The sequence below is a fragment of the Nocardia sp. NPDC088792 genome, assembly GCF_044750615.1.
Lineage (GTDB): Bacteria > Actinomycetota > Actinomycetes > Mycobacteriales > Mycobacteriaceae > Nocardia.
The window spans coordinates 808461-823460 of sequence record NZ_JBIVKC010000003.1 but is presented as its reverse complement, the minus strand read 5'-3'; the positions used below and the strand labels follow the sequence as shown (position 1 = coordinate 823460).

The 15000-nt window shown below is 63.7% G+C and carries 27 protein-coding genes and 4 tRNA genes; 28 read left to right on the top strand and 3 right to left on the bottom strand.

Annotated features, from left to right (window positions below; translation table 11 throughout):
- Window positions 1–6: 6 nt before the first annotated feature.
- Window positions 7–318 carry a hypothetical protein gene (locus ACIP5Y_RS21740; protein WP_400352104.1) on the top strand — a complete coding sequence of 104 codons (312 nt, stop codon included), beginning with the start codon at window positions 7–9 and terminating at the stop codon, window positions 316–318.
- 48 nt (window positions 319–366) lie between these two features.
- Here ACIP5Y_RS21740 and ACIP5Y_RS21735 read toward each other — a convergent pair whose 3' ends face one another.
- Both ACIP5Y_RS21735 and ACIP5Y_RS21730 read right to left on the bottom strand, forming a co-directional pair.
- A complete protein-coding gene (locus ACIP5Y_RS21735) occupies window positions 367–720 on the bottom strand; it encodes a hypothetical protein (protein ID WP_400352102.1) in 354 nt (117 codons plus the stop codon).
- Between the two features lie 142 nt (window positions 721–862).
- Entirely contained in the window at window positions 863–1219 is a 357-nt protein-coding gene (locus ACIP5Y_RS21730) for a hypothetical protein (RefSeq protein ID WP_400352100.1), read from the bottom strand.
- Window positions 1220–1696: 477 nt separating this feature from the next.
- Between ACIP5Y_RS21730 and ACIP5Y_RS21725 the strand changes: the two genes are divergently transcribed.
- A complete protein-coding gene (locus ACIP5Y_RS21725) occupies window positions 1697–1921 on the top strand; it encodes a hypothetical protein (protein WP_400352099.1) in 225 nt (74 codons plus the stop codon).
- Here ACIP5Y_RS21725 and ACIP5Y_RS21720 read toward each other — a convergent pair.
- Window positions 1918–2307, bottom strand: a complete 390-nt coding sequence (locus tag ACIP5Y_RS21720) for a helix-turn-helix transcriptional regulator (protein WP_400352097.1) — start codon at window positions 2305–2307, stop codon at window positions 1918–1920. The two genes, ACIP5Y_RS21725 and ACIP5Y_RS21720, sit on opposite strands and share 4 nt — an antisense overlap.
- 261 nt (window positions 2308–2568) lie before the next feature.
- Between ACIP5Y_RS21720 and ACIP5Y_RS21715 the strand changes: the two genes are divergently transcribed.
- The 26 genes from ACIP5Y_RS21715 to ACIP5Y_RS21590 all read left to right on the top strand — a co-directional run bounded on the left by ACIP5Y_RS21715 (window position 2569) and on the right by ACIP5Y_RS21590 (window position 14904).
- Window positions 2569–2733, top strand: a complete 165-nt coding sequence (locus tag ACIP5Y_RS21715) for a hypothetical protein (protein ID WP_400352095.1) — start codon at window positions 2569–2571, stop codon at window positions 2731–2733.
- 422 nt (window positions 2734–3155) lie between these two features.
- Window positions 3156–3800 (top strand): MspA family porin, encoded by a 645-nt coding sequence (locus ACIP5Y_RS21710; RefSeq protein ID WP_400353843.1) that lies wholly within the window; start codon window positions 3156–3158, stop codon window positions 3798–3800.
- A 66-nt stretch (window positions 3801–3866) separates the two neighbouring features.
- The gene (locus ACIP5Y_RS21705) at window positions 3867–4157 is read left to right on the top strand and encodes a hypothetical protein (RefSeq protein WP_400352093.1); all 291 of its coding nucleotides are present in this window, start codon (window positions 3867–3869) and stop codon (window positions 4155–4157) included.
- Between the two features lie 1025 nt (window positions 4158–5182).
- Window positions 5183–5695: a hypothetical protein gene (locus ACIP5Y_RS21700; protein WP_400352091.1), complete on the top strand. Its 513-nt coding sequence runs from the start codon at window positions 5183–5185 to the stop codon at window positions 5693–5695.
- A 15-nt stretch (window positions 5696–5710) separates the two neighbouring features.
- Window positions 5711–5926 carry a hypothetical protein gene (locus tag ACIP5Y_RS21695; RefSeq protein ID WP_400352089.1) on the top strand — a complete coding sequence of 72 codons (216 nt, stop codon included), beginning with the start codon at window positions 5711–5713 and terminating at the stop codon, window positions 5924–5926.
- A gap of 28 nt (window positions 5927–5954) precedes the next feature.
- Window positions 5955–6182 (top strand): SPOR domain-containing protein, encoded by a 228-nt coding sequence (locus tag ACIP5Y_RS21690; protein WP_400352087.1) that lies wholly within the window; start codon window positions 5955–5957, stop codon window positions 6180–6182.
- A gap of 110 nt (window positions 6183–6292) precedes the next feature.
- Window positions 6293–6946, top strand: coding sequence for a hypothetical protein (locus tag ACIP5Y_RS21685; RefSeq protein WP_400352085.1), 654 nt, complete (start codon window positions 6293–6295; stop codon window positions 6944–6946).
- 107 nt (window positions 6947–7053) lie between these two features.
- Window positions 7054–7269: a hypothetical protein gene (locus ACIP5Y_RS21680; RefSeq protein WP_400352083.1), complete on the top strand. Its 216-nt coding sequence runs from the start codon at window positions 7054–7056 to the stop codon at window positions 7267–7269.
- A 396-nt stretch (window positions 7270–7665) separates the two neighbouring features.
- A complete protein-coding gene (locus tag ACIP5Y_RS21675) occupies window positions 7666–7878 on the top strand; it encodes a hypothetical protein (protein ID WP_400352082.1) in 213 nt (70 codons plus the stop codon).
- 369 nt (window positions 7879–8247) lie between these two features.
- Window positions 8248–8667, top strand: coding sequence for a hypothetical protein (locus tag ACIP5Y_RS21670; RefSeq protein WP_400352080.1), 420 nt, complete (start codon window positions 8248–8250; stop codon window positions 8665–8667).
- Between the two features lie 164 nt (window positions 8668–8831).
- Window positions 8832–8960 (top strand): hypothetical protein, encoded by a 129-nt coding sequence (locus ACIP5Y_RS21665; RefSeq protein ID WP_400352078.1) that lies wholly within the window; start codon window positions 8832–8834, stop codon window positions 8958–8960.
- 4 nt (window positions 8961–8964) lie between these two features.
- Window positions 8965–9180 (top strand): hypothetical protein, encoded by a 216-nt coding sequence (locus ACIP5Y_RS21660; protein ID WP_400352076.1) that lies wholly within the window; start codon window positions 8965–8967, stop codon window positions 9178–9180.
- A gap of 193 nt (window positions 9181–9373) precedes the next feature.
- Window positions 9374–9574: a hypothetical protein gene (locus ACIP5Y_RS21655; protein WP_400352074.1), complete on the top strand. Its 201-nt coding sequence runs from the start codon at window positions 9374–9376 to the stop codon at window positions 9572–9574.
- A 174-nt stretch (window positions 9575–9748) separates the two neighbouring features.
- Window positions 9749–10201 (top strand): helix-turn-helix domain-containing protein, encoded by a 453-nt coding sequence (locus ACIP5Y_RS21650; protein WP_400352072.1) that lies wholly within the window; start codon window positions 9749–9751, stop codon window positions 10199–10201.
- Window positions 10198–11532 (top strand): PBSX family phage terminase large subunit, encoded by a 1335-nt coding sequence (locus ACIP5Y_RS21645; protein ID WP_400352070.1) that lies wholly within the window; start codon window positions 10198–10200, stop codon window positions 11530–11532. The genes ACIP5Y_RS21650 and ACIP5Y_RS21645 overlap by 4 nt, the downstream gene beginning before the upstream one ends.
- Window positions 11533–11661: 129 nt before the next feature.
- Window positions 11662–11734 (top strand) — tRNA-Pro (locus ACIP5Y_RS21640).
- 5 nt (window positions 11735–11739) lie between these two features.
- Window positions 11740–11813: transfer RNA gene (locus ACIP5Y_RS21635), tRNA-Gln, on the top strand.
- A 1-nt stretch (window position 11814) separates the two neighbouring features.
- Window positions 11815–11890: transfer RNA gene (locus ACIP5Y_RS21630), tRNA-Gln, on the top strand.
- A gap of 8 nt (window positions 11891–11898) precedes the next feature.
- Window positions 11899–12204, top strand: coding sequence for a hypothetical protein (locus ACIP5Y_RS21625; protein ID WP_400352068.1), 306 nt, complete (start codon window positions 11899–11901; stop codon window positions 12202–12204).
- Entirely contained in the window at window positions 12201–12395 is a 195-nt protein-coding gene (locus ACIP5Y_RS21620; protein ID WP_400352066.1) for a hypothetical protein, read from the top strand. The genes ACIP5Y_RS21625 and ACIP5Y_RS21620 overlap by 4 nt, the downstream gene beginning before the upstream one ends.
- Window positions 12396–12530: 135 nt before the next feature.
- A tRNA-OTHER gene (locus ACIP5Y_RS21615) sits at window positions 12531–12594 on the top strand.
- A gap of 33 nt (window positions 12595–12627) precedes the next feature.
- Window positions 12628–12882, top strand: a complete 255-nt coding sequence (locus tag ACIP5Y_RS21610) for a hypothetical protein (RefSeq protein WP_400352064.1) — start codon at window positions 12628–12630, stop codon at window positions 12880–12882.
- A gap of 86 nt (window positions 12883–12968) precedes the next feature.
- On the top strand, window positions 12969–13307 hold the full coding sequence (locus ACIP5Y_RS21605) for a DUF1003 domain-containing protein (protein ID WP_400352062.1): 339 nt from the start codon (window positions 12969–12971) through the stop codon (window positions 13305–13307).
- On the top strand, window positions 13304–13558 hold the full coding sequence (locus tag ACIP5Y_RS21600) for a hypothetical protein (RefSeq protein ID WP_400352061.1): 255 nt from the start codon (window positions 13304–13306) through the stop codon (window positions 13556–13558). Before ACIP5Y_RS21605 ends, ACIP5Y_RS21600 begins: the two co-directional genes overlap by 4 nt.
- Before the next feature lie 52 nt (window positions 13559–13610).
- On the top strand, window positions 13611–14387 hold the full coding sequence (locus tag ACIP5Y_RS21595; protein ID WP_400352059.1) for a hypothetical protein: 777 nt from the start codon (window positions 13611–13613) through the stop codon (window positions 14385–14387).
- 1 nt (window position 14388) lies between these two features.
- Window positions 14389–14904 (top strand): VIT1/CCC1 transporter family protein, encoded by a 516-nt coding sequence (locus ACIP5Y_RS21590; RefSeq protein ID WP_400352057.1) that lies wholly within the window; start codon window positions 14389–14391, stop codon window positions 14902–14904.
- Window positions 14905–15000: the final 96 nt, after the last annotated feature.

Genomic DNA, 15000 nt, shown 5'->3' with positions numbered 1-15000 from the left:
CACCGGGTGAGCGTCGACGGATTGATCGGGGACATCATGGGCAACCCTTGGCCGGGCGAGCGAGACAAACCGATCGGCCACGACTACGAAGTGCTGCCGGACGGGCGGATCCCGTTGTGGGTCATGCTCATCATCGGCGACGACGCGCACGTGGTCACGCCGTGGGACGACCACGACAACCCCAGGATCGTGTCCGCGAGCGCGATCGGCCGCGACTGCACGATGCCCGCCGGCGAGTGCATAGGCCGCGAGTTCACAGCGACCGGCGACCGGTACGGGCTTCACGATTTCCGCCTGGTGCACGATCCACGCCTGTAGACGCGAGAAAGGCCGGGGGAGCGGGGTTTCCGCCCTCCCGGCTTTCGCTTACTTCTGGCCGTCTCGATCGAGAATGACCAGAGCTACGTGGAACCGCATGAGCGCTTGGTCGACAAGCTCGCCGTGGATGGGATCGTGGCTGGTGTGCCACATCCGCGCCATGTACAGGGCGTCGAGCCAGTCGAGGATCAGGTAGACGAGCAACGTGTTGGTGTAGTCGTCGCCTGGCATGTCAGCGAGCACTTTTCGTGCCCGCTTGACCGACTTTTCCGCGTCGACCGGTGCGATATTGCCCCATGTTTCGGGGATCTCGATCATGATCGGCGGGATGAGTAGTAGTGCCTTCCGTAGTGCCGTGTAGGCATTGAGGACTTGGCGGTTCCGATCGTCAGGTTCGGCCATTGGCCACTCTCCTTGGTTCCTGTGGAGAATCGATGTCGGCGAGCGCGGGCTGCGTACGCGTCCGCAGCCCGCGCGCCTGGCACATCGGGAGAGTTTGTGGCTGGTGGTGGGGCGAGGGATCACCTCGCCCCACCGAACTCTGTTAGCTCTTACCCTTTCCGGCGTTGATGGCGTTCACTGTTGCGGCGAACCGCGTGAATGCCGCGTCGGCGAGGTCCCCGAAGATGGGGTCCTTGATGCGGCGGGCTGTCCTGCACATGTACAGGGCGTCCAGCCAGTCCAAGGTGAGCTGTTCGACCAGTCCGAGTATCCATGGGTCCGCAGGCATGTCCCGGATGATGCGTCGGGCGTACTTGACGGAGGATTCGGTGTCGATCTTCTCGAGTTTCGTCCCTGGGTCGGGGATCTCGATCCCGGCGGGGATCTTCTCGAGGAGCATCTTCCTCAGCACCATGTAGGTGGAGAGGAGTCGACGTTCCCGGTCGGAGTTGTCAGCCATGAGGCTCTCCTAATCACTGTTGTGTAGTTATCGATGTGCTTGTCAGTGGGTTCTGACTCCCTCTGACATATATCACTATACAGCACTCATGCATCATTACGCAACACCATGGTCGCTGAAACCCGAGAAATCCCAACACGATCCGACCAGCCGGCCACATCGATCAACTTGACTTTGATTCAACCGCTGGCACGCTGATCAGGTGAGCACGCCCCCGCACGAGACCACATTCGCCGAGGCCGCCGAGGCAGTAGCGCGATGCCGAGGCATCACGACGGCCGCCTACGACCGACTCGACGCGCTCGGTGACCTCGCCGCGAATTCGGCAGGGCTCGCAGCGATTTCGGCACACAGAGTCGCGATAGGCAGAATTCGCGTCGCGAACCAGCTACTCACCGAGGCTGAGACCGCACTACGTCAAGCCCTCAACCCGGAGCCTGAACCGTGGCCGCACATCGCCCCAGAGGGGCCCCGCGAATGAACGACTCACGCCGAACCGACGTGGCTCGCATCCTCGTCTGGGTGACGCTGCCGATGGTCGCGGTCGCCGCGCTCACTGTCGCCCACCATCCCCGATCGACCGTCATCGTCGTGGCTCCGGGGATGGTGCTGCTCGTATCGGTGGCGGCATATGCGGTCCGCCGCCGCATGCGAGCTATCTGGCGACCGCTCGAAGCCTCCCTCGACCAGGCTGGCAGCTAACGCCGGCGCGGCCGGCGCTCGGCCATCTTCGCATCGACTGTCGACCGCTTCCACCGCCGCACACCATGCGCGTCGTCATCCGGGTCTCCGAATCGGCCGCGGCTGATATCCGCGCGAACCGTGCCAGGGGCAAGCCCGGTGTACTCGGAAATCTGTGCGGGCGTGAGTAACTCGTCAGGGTCGCCCACGGTGGTGGTGTCGCGGCCGAAGTTCTCGCGGTATGCCTGCTCGACGGCATCCGCGTCGAACTCCAGCCAGCGACCACGCTTCTGAGGCAGCGGAGCCGGCCACGCGTCCGATGTCATCCACCGCCGCACCGTGACCAGACTGCGCCCGTACTTCTCGGCGATCTCGGCGGCGATGAGCGCCTTCGGCTGCGCTACCATGGTCGCGACTCCTTCACTGTGGGTCGATGTGCTGGCCGGCGGGGTTTCTGACCTAGAGGGTTCGCCCTTGCCCCGCCTGCCGCGCCAGCATTCGAATATCATTATGCAACACTTGGCGCATCGTATGGCAACGAGTGTGCGGTCTTGGTAACCACACGAAGGTGCGAGACCGAGCGCGCCTCTGCTCCGCGGACCGAACGAACCGCCCCGATTGAACGGAACGGGTGATAGTCGCCGCCCGCGAGCACGATGATGGCCCGCATGGGAAAAAATGAAGGCGTAGACGTTTCGAGGATCCTTGAGGAACTCGGCGAGATGCCCGATTACATCAAGGAGCGTGTCTTCCCGCTCATCCGCGAGCACTACCGGGAACATCCTGAGCGACTCGCGAAGCTGGTGAGGCGGACCCCAAAGCCGATCAGTTGATCGTAGGCCTCTTCCTCGGCCAAACCGCCAGCGGCAAAGTCCAATCCGGCGGCGAGGGCTGAGCGTCTCACCACACTCGCCGCCATTCGAGCATGACCGTGGCCACGAAACCGGCAGGTGCGGTGCAAACTGCGGCTGACGCACCCAACCTTGTTCGCTCCACGCCTGTGTCCAGCTTCTCCCCGCCCGTAACGATCTGGACACGCGACCAGGCGTGATCTCGCGTGCTCCCAATCGTGATGCCATGAAACGGGCAGTGCCTGAACGTTTTTCATTCAGCGCTTCGGTGAATGTGATGGCAGACTCCATGGGCGGCAGCCTGTGACGGGTGCCGCAATCGCCTGTTGCGTTCTCCACTTCCCATGCCACCCTCAGGAAAGTTTGCTGAAAGTTGTCTGAGTGTGGAGGGGAATCCCGTAGTGATGATTCGACCGACCATCACGGCCGGTGTCGGCCTGCTGTCCACAGCATTGCTGGCCGGGGTATGGGCGGCCGGTTCGGCCGGTGCCGACGCGATAGCCGACAAGTATCGACAGACCGTCACCGATGACGGCTGGACCCTGGCGGTCACCAAGACCAGCGAGAACCTGGACCGCTGGCCCAACCTGGCCGGCTCTCCGGTCAGCCGGGAAGGCTTCGTCAGCCTCAAGGCGATCGCCGAAGTGACCGGCCACGGTTCCCAGCCGATCAGTGCCGGCACCCTCACCCTCGGCTACCAGATCGGGTGCGCCGTGGACGTATCCAACGGCCTCACCCTGGGCCTGGGGCTCTCGATCGGCCCGAACGCCAGTGTCACGATCTCCCAGTTCCCCGGTGTGAACATCGGCGGGCAGGCATCGGTGAACCCGAACATCTCCACGACGCTGCAGCCCGGCCGCATCACCACCATCGCCTTCGGGTCCAAACCCCTGGCCGGGCCGCGGGCTTCGATCACCGCCGAGCAGGTCGAGATCAAAGTCGACGCCTGTGCCGGGCCCGTGACCATCCGCTCCTTCGCGACCGCCGCGGTCTCCACCCCGGGCGCCGACAACAACATCTCCGTGTACGGCGATCCCATCTGGCTGTGAAATCCCGAGTTCCCCAACAGCTTTACCGAGCGACGTCGTGCGCTGGACCAGGAAGGTAGACCACCGATGAACGACTCCACTCCCGCTGTCGAGACCGCCGCTGCGGCACATCCCGGCGACCCCGCGCCGGAACCGTTGAACCCGACCGCTGTCGCACTTGGTGGCCTCGTACTGGGGCTGCTATTGCTGATCGTGGCGTTCGCGAACCTGAACCGGATGCCCGGCTGGGCCGACGACTACGGCGCCATCCTGGTCTATCTGGCCTTCTTCCTCTATATGTCCGTCGCCGGGCGGCTGACCTGGTGGGGCATCGACACCCTGCGTGAGCAGGCCGAGACCCGGCGAGGGCGCCGATGAGAGGGCGCCTCGCGCGGCAGACCGCGCTCGTCCTGGCCGCGGCTGCCACCGGTCTGGGTATCGGTGGCTTTGTCCTTGCTGGTTCCCCGGCAGCGACCGCGCAGGGGTATGTGCCATGCGAGCAGTGGCAGGCCATGCACCCTGGCTGGCCGTGCATCGACGTCCCCACCCCACCGCCAGGCGGGCCGCCGACTGTATCCACCCCACCGCCACTGCCCTCGCAACCCCCGGGAGTACCGTCTCAGCCCGGCAGTGGTGGCGGTATCGGCGCAGGCGCGCTCACCCCGCCACCCATTCCGCCTGGCAATGGGACACCGATCGTGCCGGCCCCCGGTGCCGAGACCCCGATCCTGCCCGGCAATGAACCACCACAAGCACCCCGACAGCAGCAGCCCACGGGCTCGATTCCCGCCGCACCGCCGGGACCGCCCGCACAGACGGCACCACCGCCTTCGGGTGACCCGATACCACCGGTCACCACTGTTTTCGCGCCCCCGCCCGATGCCGGATCGGTCGCCCCCACCCAGGCACCAACGGTCGAGCGCGACACCCGGCGCGAAGCTGCGGCACTGCCCAATTTCACCTCTGATCCGCGGATATTGCTGCTGCTGGTCGCCGGTACCGCGGGCTTCCTCGCCGGTATGCGCCGGCCAGCCGCCCCGACCACGGTTGCGCGTGCATCCTCCCCGATGTTGGCCCCAACCGCGATGGTCGCGCCGACACAGCCTGATCAACCGCACAACAACGACGCGCACGATCCCACACCACCACCACAGAACAACGATGCACACCAGAACTACCCGCCCCCTCCGCCCCCGCAGAGCAGCAGTCCTGGTCCGTCGTCGGGGAACTCGGCCCGTCCCGGGGACGACTCGCCCCCCGCGTCCGGCACACCGCAACCCTCGACCGGTCAACCGGGCACCGCAGGTTCAGGAAACAGCGGGCAGACAGGCCTCGTCGGCGGTGGTGGTGAGGGCCAGGCACCCTCGGCGCCCGAACCCACCGAGCCGGCCTCACCGAGCCCGATGCCCAAGATCTCGCTCGCGTTCGCGTTCATTGCGGCGATCGCAGCTGCTCTGGCCGCACCGGAAGTTGCGATAGCGCTGGGGATACTCGCAGCCGCAGGGCTGCTGCTGTGGATGCAGATGCATCCCGAGGAAGCTGCCGACATGGTCCGAAAGATGCTCGGCCCGATCCTCAACGGCATCGACAATCTCGGCGAGTGGCTAAGCGAACAGATCAGCAAGTGGTTCAGTAAGAACCACCCGCCGCAAGGTCCTGGTGGGACCGATCGGCCGCAGAAGGTCCCGAGGCCCGGGTCGGGTAAAGACCGCGCCAATGACCCTCCGAGTTGGGCGAAGGGTAACCCGCCTTATGTGGGAGAAAGCGGAAAGGACTATGCGCGCAGAATGATGGACGAGCATTACGGACCCGGAAACTGGGATCCGAAGGATACCGGTCCAGGCAGCGAATATAATAAGATCAAGAAATACGGGGACAGGGCATGGCAGGATCCGAACCCGCCCAAGAAGAAGTAGACACTAGGGGAGTCGATGGAAGAGGTATATTTGCTGCAGCATTACTATGAGCTGGCGGACGGTACCGAAAAACTCCGAACTATCGGCGCGTATTCGTCCGAAGCCAACGCTCAACGTGCGATGGATCGCCTGGTCGAGTTGCCGGGGTTCCGGGATCGCCCCAAAGACTTTCATATACTGAAGCACCCTCTGGACAAGGATTACTGGACCGAAGGCTACTTCACGGCATGAGCACAGCTCGAGACTCGAGGAGGACCGCATGTCGTCCGTATTTCTCGTAAACCATGAGTATGAACTGAATGAGGGCGAGGACGAAATAAAGAGGATCGGGATATACTCGTCCGAGGCGGAGGCGAAGAATGCGATCGAGAGACTTCGCCAGCAGCCGGGATTTCGCGATCGACAGGATTGCTTTGTCATTCATCGTTACGATATCGACAAAGATTACTGGACCGAAGGTTACGACAACTCCGGTGAGACGGCGTGAGGGATAGGGCGAACACATCGTTCTCGGAGGTAGCGACATCGCTGGGCCCGATCGCCCGGCACCCGCGCGCCGGCTCGAGATCGTTCGCGAACCTTCGTACCCTCACCGGTATGGGTGACAGTATCCGACCGTGCACGTACCCGAACTGCGGTGGCCGCGACAGCGATCCCGCACTCACCGGCCTCGGCATGTGCGAGCACTGCCAAGCCCAGTTCGCGCGCTTGCTCGGTCGGCTCGTCGTCGACTGGGTCAACCTCGCCACCAACCTCCCCACGCCAGCACAGCGCGCTCGGGAGCGCCGCAGCAGTCAGCAGGTGTACGGGCATCCCGCCGAGTGGGCCTCCGACACCGCGGCCGAGATCGCGACCGTGCTGAACGAAACCCATGACGCGCTCGCCGATTACCTGATCCAGTCGCCGGCACCGCATCCGGGAACTGGTGAGCTCGTTCGTGTCCGAGCAGCATGGAACTTCCTCGAATGCCGAATCCCTGACCTCGCCATGTATCCCGGTGGCGAAGACGCGGCAATCGAGATGATCGACCTGCACGGCAAGATTCGATCCCGGCTCGGACTCAACCGCGCACGCCAAATCCTGCCCACCCCATGTCCATCCTGCGAGCTGCGCACCCTGTTCAGATCCGTCGACGCGCACACCGACAGCATCGAATGCGGCGCGTGCGGTCACGTCATCCGCGAAGACCACTACCCGTTCTACACACGCCTGGTGCTCGACACGATCCTGTCCAGCGAACCAGCAGCATGACATAGAGCGGACGACCTGGTACTTTCACAGCTGACCAGTACATTCGTCATGCCCAACCCCCGAAACCCGTTCCGCGGTGAGGGGGTTTCGTCGTCTCTGGAGGTGGATTGAGCATCACCTACGAGACCGACGGACTCGAAACCCAACTCACCGCTGTCGAAGCGTCCGCGATCTTCGCCGTCACCGCCGCGACCATCCGCAAGTGGGCATCCCTGGGCAAACTCAACTCCGTCGGGATCGACCGCCAAGGACGCAAGCTCTACCGGCTCCTGGACATCGCCCGCTGCGAAAAGCAAACTCGGCACGCCGCCGGCCGCGACTGATGACCGCTCGCACCCGTTCGAGCCACCGATGGAGCCGCAGTCGCGCAAGCGATGACCGAATCCCACTGACGGCGTCATCGGCTCTGGGTACGTCGAAAGCACTGAAGCCATTCCGGCGATCTTCGGCGGCTGCACCTACTACTGGCCCCACGGCTACTGGACGCCAGCGCCGGGCGGCTCGCGGCTCTTCGATCAGCTGAAACTCATCAATTGCGAGGAGTCCTGATGGACCTGAACTGGCTGCTGCCACTGTGGATTCACCACCCTATCGCTCATATCCCGTGGGTGTTTTGGGCGCCGTTGAAGGTGTGGCGCTGGTGAGCGTCCTCTTCGTCGGCGTCGATGGCTCGGAGTGGCTGCTCAGTGCGGACGTCGCCGACGAGGGTGTGCTCTTCGATGCGTAAAAGCGTGGCTGGCGCGCTGATCCGCCTGGCGCACCGCATCTACCGGCCGAACGTAACCGAGGTGAGCCTGTGTGATCTGTTCGAGGGAATCGAGCTCGACGACTTCCAGGGCGCCAGGGAGCGATTCCTGAAGGAATCAGGATATCGGCCTGTCGCGCCATACACCTACCGTGAACAGTTCGGGCACCCGCAAAATGCTCGATAAGTGCAGGTCGCATCTCCATGACTGCCTGGAATCCGCGTGGGGATCCCTGATGTACCGCCTCGCGCGCCGACTACGCCTGACGCGCTACTGAATCGACCTTTCATGGCGGGCACCGCCATTCAAGTTTGACGCCCCCGTCTTTCATCCTCGCCCGGAGGTTCCACCATGTCCGCTCTGCTGCCCATCGTCGCTACTGCCGTGTGGGATGTCGTGTCCGCGAACAACTTCGCCCTTGTGCACGCGGTCGTCAACCTGATCGCCAGCGGGTCTGCGTAGGCCGACACTTTGAACGCGCTGCGAGCGAAAACGGCTCCAGCAGAAAGCGAACCAGTGACAGCTGACCCGGATCGGCGAGAAAGCGCACGGTCGATGTCGGACTGGCGCGAATTGCTGCGGCTACACGAGTCCCATCCATCATCCGCCCAGATGCGCTACGGCATCGGCTACCTCATCCAACTGGTGGGTGAGGGTTTCGAAAAACTACAGGAGCTGATCATGACCTCTGCACAGTCCACTGACGCCGCCCTCCAGGCCGTCACCGCCGACATCGTCTCGTTCGAGACCGCTGCTCAGGCGACCCTCACCACCATTCAGGCGGACCTGGCTACCGCTGTCGCTGACATCAATCAGGTTGTCGCCGGCGGTGGTGCGGTCCAGGCCTCCACTCTGACCGCGTTGCAGAATGCCGCAACCGCTCTGGGCACTCTCGGCACCGGTCTGTCGACTGCGGTGACGACTCTCGACCAGGCTGTTAATCCGCCCGCGCCGACTCCGCCCAGCGGCAGCTGATATCGGTGTCGAGCCGGCCGCGCCAGAGATCGGTGCGGCCGGTCTCGTAGCCCCCAACTTCGAGTTCCAGCCGACCGAGGAGATCTGAAATGCATCATCTGTGCCCATCGTGTAACCGGCGCGTCGCTTACGGCATGCGTTGCTGCGGCAACCCCATCGCCAACATGGTCGTGATGGAAGGCATCCTCTCCAGCGACATGGGCGAGGTCGTGGCCGGCGAAATGCTGGGCTCGGACATCGGATTCGGTGAAGCCCTCATCGCCGAAGCGATCTTCGACGACGGCGGGTGGTGACCCAATGGGAGCGAGCCCTCAGGCTACCGCGTCAGCGTCATCAAACGGGATCGGCTTCACCGGCACCCTGTTCATGCTTCTGCTGGCATTCAAACTGCTGCACGTGATCTCGTGGTCCTGGTGGTGGATCACCGCACCGCTGTGGGGCTCCGCCGCTTTGGTGACGGTGCTGCTCGGGTTGGCGTTCGCCGCTGTGATCGTGAAGTGCTGGTCTGAGTGAGATTTACGGCAGCCGATGACCACGACTCACGATCGCGTCGATCTGATCCGCACGGCCGTATACGTGGCAAACATGCAGGTCGTACCGATTTTGTCGGTATGTTTTGTGACAGGAGAGGTTTCACGTTGAATGCCTGGACCACCCTGCTACTCATCCAATGGCTGATGCACCTCGTCCCGCCCGCAGGTGCCCTGTGACCTATTCATGGGAAGTCGCCTACGACAACCACTCCCAGAATGTGAACACGTGGGACTCGGGCAGCGATGAGGTCGAAGCCGACACCATGCAGCTTCGTGACGGCACACTGAAGTTCCTCAACGACGACACCGAGGCTCCCGTCGCGGTGTACGCGCCCGGCTACTGGCAGAAGGCGCACCGAACCAGCAAACCCTGACTCCTCACCCTCGTGTGTGTCTCCCTGTCACAGGAGGCCGGTTGTAGACCGCACCGGGTGAGGACAGATCCCGCTCGCCGCTTCTCCTCGGTCGCGGCGAGCGGGGTCACCCCCACGAGTCCAGTGCCCCCACGATTCGGCGCCTGGCGCTGAACACAAAGGGAGGCAACTCTATTGGGCAATGTCCAAGGCAGCTCGACACCCGCACACCAACAGAAGCATTCGGCCGAGAAGATCGAGCGCGCCGAGAAGATCGCGACCGCCCTGCGGATGCGGGTAGCCGGCAAAACGCCCGACGAGATCGCCCTCCACCTCGGAGTTCACAAGTCCACCGCGTACCGGCTGATCAAAGACGGCATCCGGCGCACCATCGGCGAGCCCGCCGAAGAGCTCGTCGCCCTGCACATGCTGCGCCTGGAGAAGATGCTGGCCGGAGTATGGCCTGAGGCCACCAGCGGAGACGTGAAGTCCATCAACGCGGCGCTCGCGATCATGGCCAGGGAAGCGAGACTACAAGGTCTCGATCTGTACGCGGCACAGAAGGCACTCCAGGAAGGCCGCGAGCTCGCCGCAGTCGATAAGTGGCTCGAGCACATGGTCGGCAAAGCCATCACGGACGCGAAGTGACCGACTGGCAACCCTTGGTCGGCAAACAAGCCCTGGCCGTGCACCATTCGACCGCGCGCATCAACTTCTACGACGGCTCGGTGCGGTCCTCGAAAACCGGTACCTCGCTTGTGGACTGGATTCGGTACTGCCGGCGTGCCCCTGCGGGCCCGTTGCTGATGACCGGCCGCACCGAACGCACCGTCCTGAACAACCTCGTAGAACCGTTGATGGAGATGCTCGGCACCGGCCGCGTCTCGATCAACCAAGGCAATGGCACCGTCACCATCTGCGGCCGCAAGGTACTGATCGTCGGAGCCAACAACGAAGCCGCGCGCACGAAAATCCAAGGCTTGACCCTCGCCGGCTCCTACAGCGACGAAGTCCCCACCATGCCCGAGTCGTACTGGAACATGCTGGTGTCCCGGCATTCGGTTCCGGGTGCGCAGATGTTCGCCACCGGAAACCCTGAGGGACCACGACACTGGGCGAAACGGCTCTGGCTGGACCGGGCGAAACTCTGGATCGATCACGACGGCCAGATCCACGACCGCACCACCGATTTCGAGCGCCTCGAGGACGGTGACCCTGACCGCCCGCTGAACCTGCACCGGTTCAGCTTCACCCTCGACGACAACCCGGCCTTGGATCCGCAGGTCGTCTCGGACCTCAAGAACTCCTACACGGGGGTCTGGTACCAGAGATTCATCCGCGGCCAGTGGGTCGGCGCCGAAGGCGCGGTCTACGACTGCTGGGATCCAGCCAAACACGTGATCCCCTGGTCCTCACTGCCGAAGATGACCAAGATCCTGGGGACCGGTGTCGACTACGGCACGACCAACCCGACCGTGGGGATCATGCTCGGCATCGGTGTCGACCGCCGGCTGTACCTGATCGACGAATGGCGATATGCACCGAGAACGGACGCTGAGCGCCGGAGCGACCCGAAGCTGTCGTTGGGGTTTCGTGAATGGCTGGCCCAGGACCACCTGCCCTACCGCAACGCCCGAGAACACGGCAACGTAGTGGTGGATCCCGCGGCAGCGTCGTTCCGGGTCCAGCTCCGCGACGACGGCCAGGAAACCGACCCTGCGGAGAACGACGTCGTCTACGGCATCCGCACCGTGCACAGTTTGCTGGCGACCGGGAACTTGCTCGTCTCGGATCGTTGCCGCGGCTTCATCGGCGAGGCGCCCGAATATCGATGGGACCCGAAAGCCACCGAACAAGGCCAAGACGCCCCGATCAAGATCGACGACCACAGCGCCGATGCGGTCCGCTACATCGTGACCACCACCGAACGGATCTGGCGCCAATACGTCAACCTCACCAATCTGGCGCAAGCCGCGTGAAACCCCCAGGGCGGCACTGGGTTATCAACCGCCGCACCACAACTCAATAGCGCCGATCCGGGATGCGCACCCGCGATCGGGCAATAACAGGTTGCCGGCAACCCGTGGCGGCTCGTAGCGTTTCGCTACCGGAGTGTAGGGAAGTGGTCATCCCGCCTGCCTTGGGTGCAGGAAAACGGAGGTTCGACTCCTCCCATTCCGACGCGATGCCCGCTAGCACAACTGGTAGTTGCATCGGCCTCTGATGCCGAGGGTTCCAGGTTCGAATCCTGGGCGGGCAGCTCTGGCATGGGGTAACCAGGCAGCCCGGAGTCCTTTGAAGTCTCAAGTTCAGGTTCGAATCCTGATGCCAGAGCCAGGAGAACGTTGACCGCTATCGATCTCGTCGAGTACACCGACGGCATCCATGTACGCCTCACGCCCCGCGAGAACGCGCCGCCGGCGCCGTTTCTGCCGGGTGATCTGTTGCGCTGCTCGCATGCCGCACCGTTGATCGTGGACCGCCATCAGTACGGCTACCGGCTGGCGATGACACAGATCGGGGGAGTGGACCTCGTGCGGGGTGTCGCAGCACATGAGGCGCCGAAATGCGGCTGCTGGATGTTGGTCTTCTCGGGGAAGGTCGAGCCGCTATATCAGCGGATGAAGGTGACGAAGCTGGAGGCCAAATGATCGAGCTGCCCGAAGGCTCTGTGGTCGTCAACCGTATCGAGATCGTCGAATATCTGGATGCGAACGGTGATCGCGGAGTGGAGTACCGGTTCAATCGCACTTCGGACGCCGATGACTCCCGGATGGCGTTGAAGGATCTGGTGTGGCTGCTGGAGGAGACCAAGATGGACGCCTTCGAGGTAGCTCGGTGAAACGCCTGCGCTACAAGCTTGCCCGAGTCCTGTTGAGGCTGGCGTTCAAAGTCGACGGCAGCGCGTGGCCGGCGTCGCCGACCGCGGCGCAGCCATCTGTCTGGGTGAAACGGGTTCCCGTCCACACGGGCGCGACGCGGGGTAGAGCAGCCCGGTAGCTCGCCGGAGGTCGCATGTTCGAATCGTGCCCCCGCGACCAATTATGTTCCAGCACAACTTCATAGGAGCCACGATGGCCGCACCACTGCGAAGCAAGGGGGGCAACCCCACCAAGGCCGCGCGTGACAAGCACGGCATGAGCGATGGCGCGTTTCCCGTGTGGGACCAGCAGTCTGCCGATTCCGCGATCAATCTGCGCCACAACTCCCCGGACCATTCCGCGGCCTCGGTGCTGCGGCATGTCGCCCAGAAGGCGGCGAACGTGCCGGGAGTGGCAGACAAGCTGAAGGCAGCGCGCGCCGAGGACCGCAAGAACAAGAGCAAGTGAACGGCCACTGGCATCTCCATCCCGGAGTCCGCACCGGCGACCAGCTCTCTCTCAGTGAACGATCCGCCGACCGTGCGGTTCGAGGCATGGGCAGCTGGGTATACCTCGGCATCCAAACGCTGTTCGTCGCCGCCTGGATGCTCCTGAATGTCGTTGGCATCTGCGAGCATTGGGATCCCTACCCGTTCATTCTGCTGAACTTGGTGTTCTCGATCCAAGCCGCCTACGCGGCCCCGCTGATCCTGCTTGGGCAGCGGCGATCCGACGCCCACAACGCCGAGGTCGCGACCCACACCCTCGACAACACGAACCGCCTCGAGGAGTTGCTCGCCGCCAACACCGAACTCACCCGCGAGATCCATGCACTGACCCAGCAGGTTCACGACCTGTTGGCCACGCAGGCCGCGCCGCAAGGTCGTGGATGACTCCCGCGGAATGGTCGTGGGTGTGCGCGGCGGTATCCGTCCTGGGCTGCTGGATCGGCGGCCGCAACCCCCGATGGGGTTGGACATACGGAATCCTCGCCCAAATCGTGTGGGTGGCATACGGATTAGTGACGAACCAGCCCGGCTTGATCGCTCTCTCTGTCGTGTTCGCCGCCCTGTACGGCTGGAACCTGCATCGCTGGGACGGCACCGACTTCCAGGCAGTCCGCAAACACAGCATCCGCCGATAGGAGACTCGCGGTGAAAAAGTATCGCCTCGGCCTGCACGAACCGCGCCCGGACATGGTGGCGCTCAAGCTCAAAGACTACTTCGACCACACGCTTGTCCTGCCGAAGATCCCCGACCCGGACAACTTCGGCCACACCGCCGAGGTCACGCAGTGGGGGATGCTCGGCAACGGACCCGACGGCAACGACGCGGACGTCCCGGTCGGTGACTGCGCCTTCGCTGGGCCCGAGCACATCATCATGGGCTGGCTCGCCGCCGCGAACAAGCCGGCGGTGCCGTTCGATTACGCCTCCACGATCGCGATGTATTCCGAGGTCACCGGCTACGACCCGAGTCAATACGACCCTGCGACGGGTGAGAATCCGACTGATCAGGGCGGCGACATGACCTCGATTGCTGAGTTCTGGCAGGCCACCGGGTTCACGGCCGCAGACGGATCGACGCACAAGATCGGCGCCTACCTGGCGTTGGAACCCGGCAACATCGACCAGTTGACCGCCGCTCTCTACGTCTTCGAGGCAGTCGGGATGGGATTCGCGTTGCCGTCGTCTGCTGAAGACCAGTTCGAGAACGGCGAGCCGTGGTCAGTGGTTGCGGACGCCACGATCGAGGGCGGTCATTTCGTGCCGCTGTTGGGCAAGTGGAATGGGTTGTGGCAGGGCATCACCTGGGCGCAGCCTCAGCTGATCGAGACCGACTTCATCAGTACCTACACCCAACTGCCGATCGTCTACTTGTCCCAAGAGTTCATGGACAATGGCGAATCACCCGAGCACTTCGATATGGCCCAGCTGCAAGCCGATCTAGCTGCACTGAATGCCGTTGCCTAGCTTGAGCATCGTCGACCGCCTCAACGGATTGCGTGCCGGAGTTCTCGGTGCCAGCGATGGCATCGTCTCGACCGCGGCCACCGTCATCGGCGTTGCCGCGCACCACGCTGACCGCAGCTTCGTCGCCATCGCCGGACTGTGCGCACTACTGGCGGGGGCTTTGTCGATGGGCGCGGGGGAGTACGTGTCCGTGGCAGGCACCCGTGACGCGGAACGGCAACTGGTCAAAGCAGGGCAGATGCAGCGGTCCGCCATGGCGCGGCCGTGGCCACCGGCGGGTGCCTCGGGTGGCGCGTTCACCGCCGGCGCGAGTATTCCGCTGCTGGCGATGGTGTGCTCGCCGATCCGGGACCGCGTCACCATCACGTTCCTCGCAGTCCTCGCCGCGCTCACGCTCACCGGCGTCATCTCGGCCCACCTGGGAAACACCCCGAAACTTCGCCCGACCCTGCGCGTCCTGTGCGCGGGAGCCCTGGCGATGGCGCTCACCTACCTCGTCGGATACGTGACCGCATAACCAAACACCCTCTCCGAAAGGACATTCCTCATGCTTGCTCTGATCGTTGCTGCCCTCGCTGGTGGTCTGACCGAACTCGGCACCGCGGGTGCTGCG

Excerpts from the sequence above, each read along its gene's own strand:
- ACIP5Y_RS21735 (WP_400352102.1), bottom strand. The coding sequence starts at position 720 with ATGGCCGAACCTGACGATCGGAACCGCCAAGTCCTCAATGCCTACACG.
- ACIP5Y_RS21730 (WP_400352100.1), bottom strand. The coding sequence starts at position 1,219 with ATGGCTGACAACTCCGACCGGGAACGTCGACTCCTCTCCACCTACATG.
- ACIP5Y_RS21725 (WP_400352099.1), top strand. The coding sequence starts at position 1,697 with ATGAACGACTCACGCCGAACCGACGTGGCTCGCATCCTCGTCTGGGTG.
- ACIP5Y_RS21720 (WP_400352097.1), bottom strand. The coding sequence starts at position 2,307 with ATGGTAGCGCAGCCGAAGGCGCTCATCGCCGCCGAGATCGCCGAGAAG.
- ACIP5Y_RS21715 (WP_400352095.1), top strand. The coding sequence starts at position 2,569 with ATGGGAAAAAATGAAGGCGTAGACGTTTCGAGGATCCTTGAGGAACTC.
- ACIP5Y_RS21710 (WP_400353843.1), top strand. The coding sequence starts at position 3,156 with ATGATTCGACCGACCATCACGGCCGGTGTCGGCCTGCTGTCCACAGCA.
- ACIP5Y_RS21705 (WP_400352093.1), top strand. The coding sequence starts at position 3,867 with ATGAACGACTCCACTCCCGCTGTCGAGACCGCCGCTGCGGCACATCCC.
- ACIP5Y_RS21700 (WP_400352091.1), top strand. The coding sequence starts at position 5,183 with ATGCCCAAGATCTCGCTCGCGTTCGCGTTCATTGCGGCGATCGCAGCT.
- ACIP5Y_RS21695 (WP_400352089.1), top strand. The coding sequence starts at position 5,711 with ATGGAAGAGGTATATTTGCTGCAGCATTACTATGAGCTGGCGGACGGT.
- ACIP5Y_RS21690 (WP_400352087.1), top strand. The coding sequence starts at position 5,955 with ATGTCGTCCGTATTTCTCGTAAACCATGAGTATGAACTGAATGAGGGC.
- ACIP5Y_RS21685 (WP_400352085.1), top strand. The coding sequence starts at position 6,293 with ATGGGTGACAGTATCCGACCGTGCACGTACCCGAACTGCGGTGGCCGC.
- ACIP5Y_RS21675 (WP_400352082.1), top strand. The coding sequence starts at position 7,666 with ATGCGTAAAAGCGTGGCTGGCGCGCTGATCCGCCTGGCGCACCGCATC.
- ACIP5Y_RS21670 (WP_400352080.1), top strand. The coding sequence starts at position 8,248 with ATGTCGGACTGGCGCGAATTGCTGCGGCTACACGAGTCCCATCCATCA.
- ACIP5Y_RS21665 (WP_400352078.1), top strand. The coding sequence starts at position 8,832 with ATGGTCGTGATGGAAGGCATCCTCTCCAGCGACATGGGCGAGGTCGTG.
- ACIP5Y_RS21660 (WP_400352076.1), top strand. The coding sequence starts at position 8,965 with ATGGGAGCGAGCCCTCAGGCTACCGCGTCAGCGTCATCAAACGGGATC.
- ACIP5Y_RS21620 (WP_400352066.1), top strand. The coding sequence starts at position 12,201 with ATGATCGAGCTGCCCGAAGGCTCTGTGGTCGTCAACCGTATCGAGATC.
- ACIP5Y_RS21610 (WP_400352064.1), top strand. The coding sequence starts at position 12,628 with ATGGCCGCACCACTGCGAAGCAAGGGGGGCAACCCCACCAAGGCCGCG.
- ACIP5Y_RS21605 (WP_400352062.1), top strand. The coding sequence starts at position 12,969 with ATGGGCAGCTGGGTATACCTCGGCATCCAAACGCTGTTCGTCGCCGCC.
- ACIP5Y_RS21600 (WP_400352061.1), top strand. The coding sequence starts at position 13,304 with ATGACTCCCGCGGAATGGTCGTGGGTGTGCGCGGCGGTATCCGTCCTG.
- ACIP5Y_RS21595 (WP_400352059.1), top strand. The coding sequence starts at position 13,611 with ATGGTGGCGCTCAAGCTCAAAGACTACTTCGACCACACGCTTGTCCTG.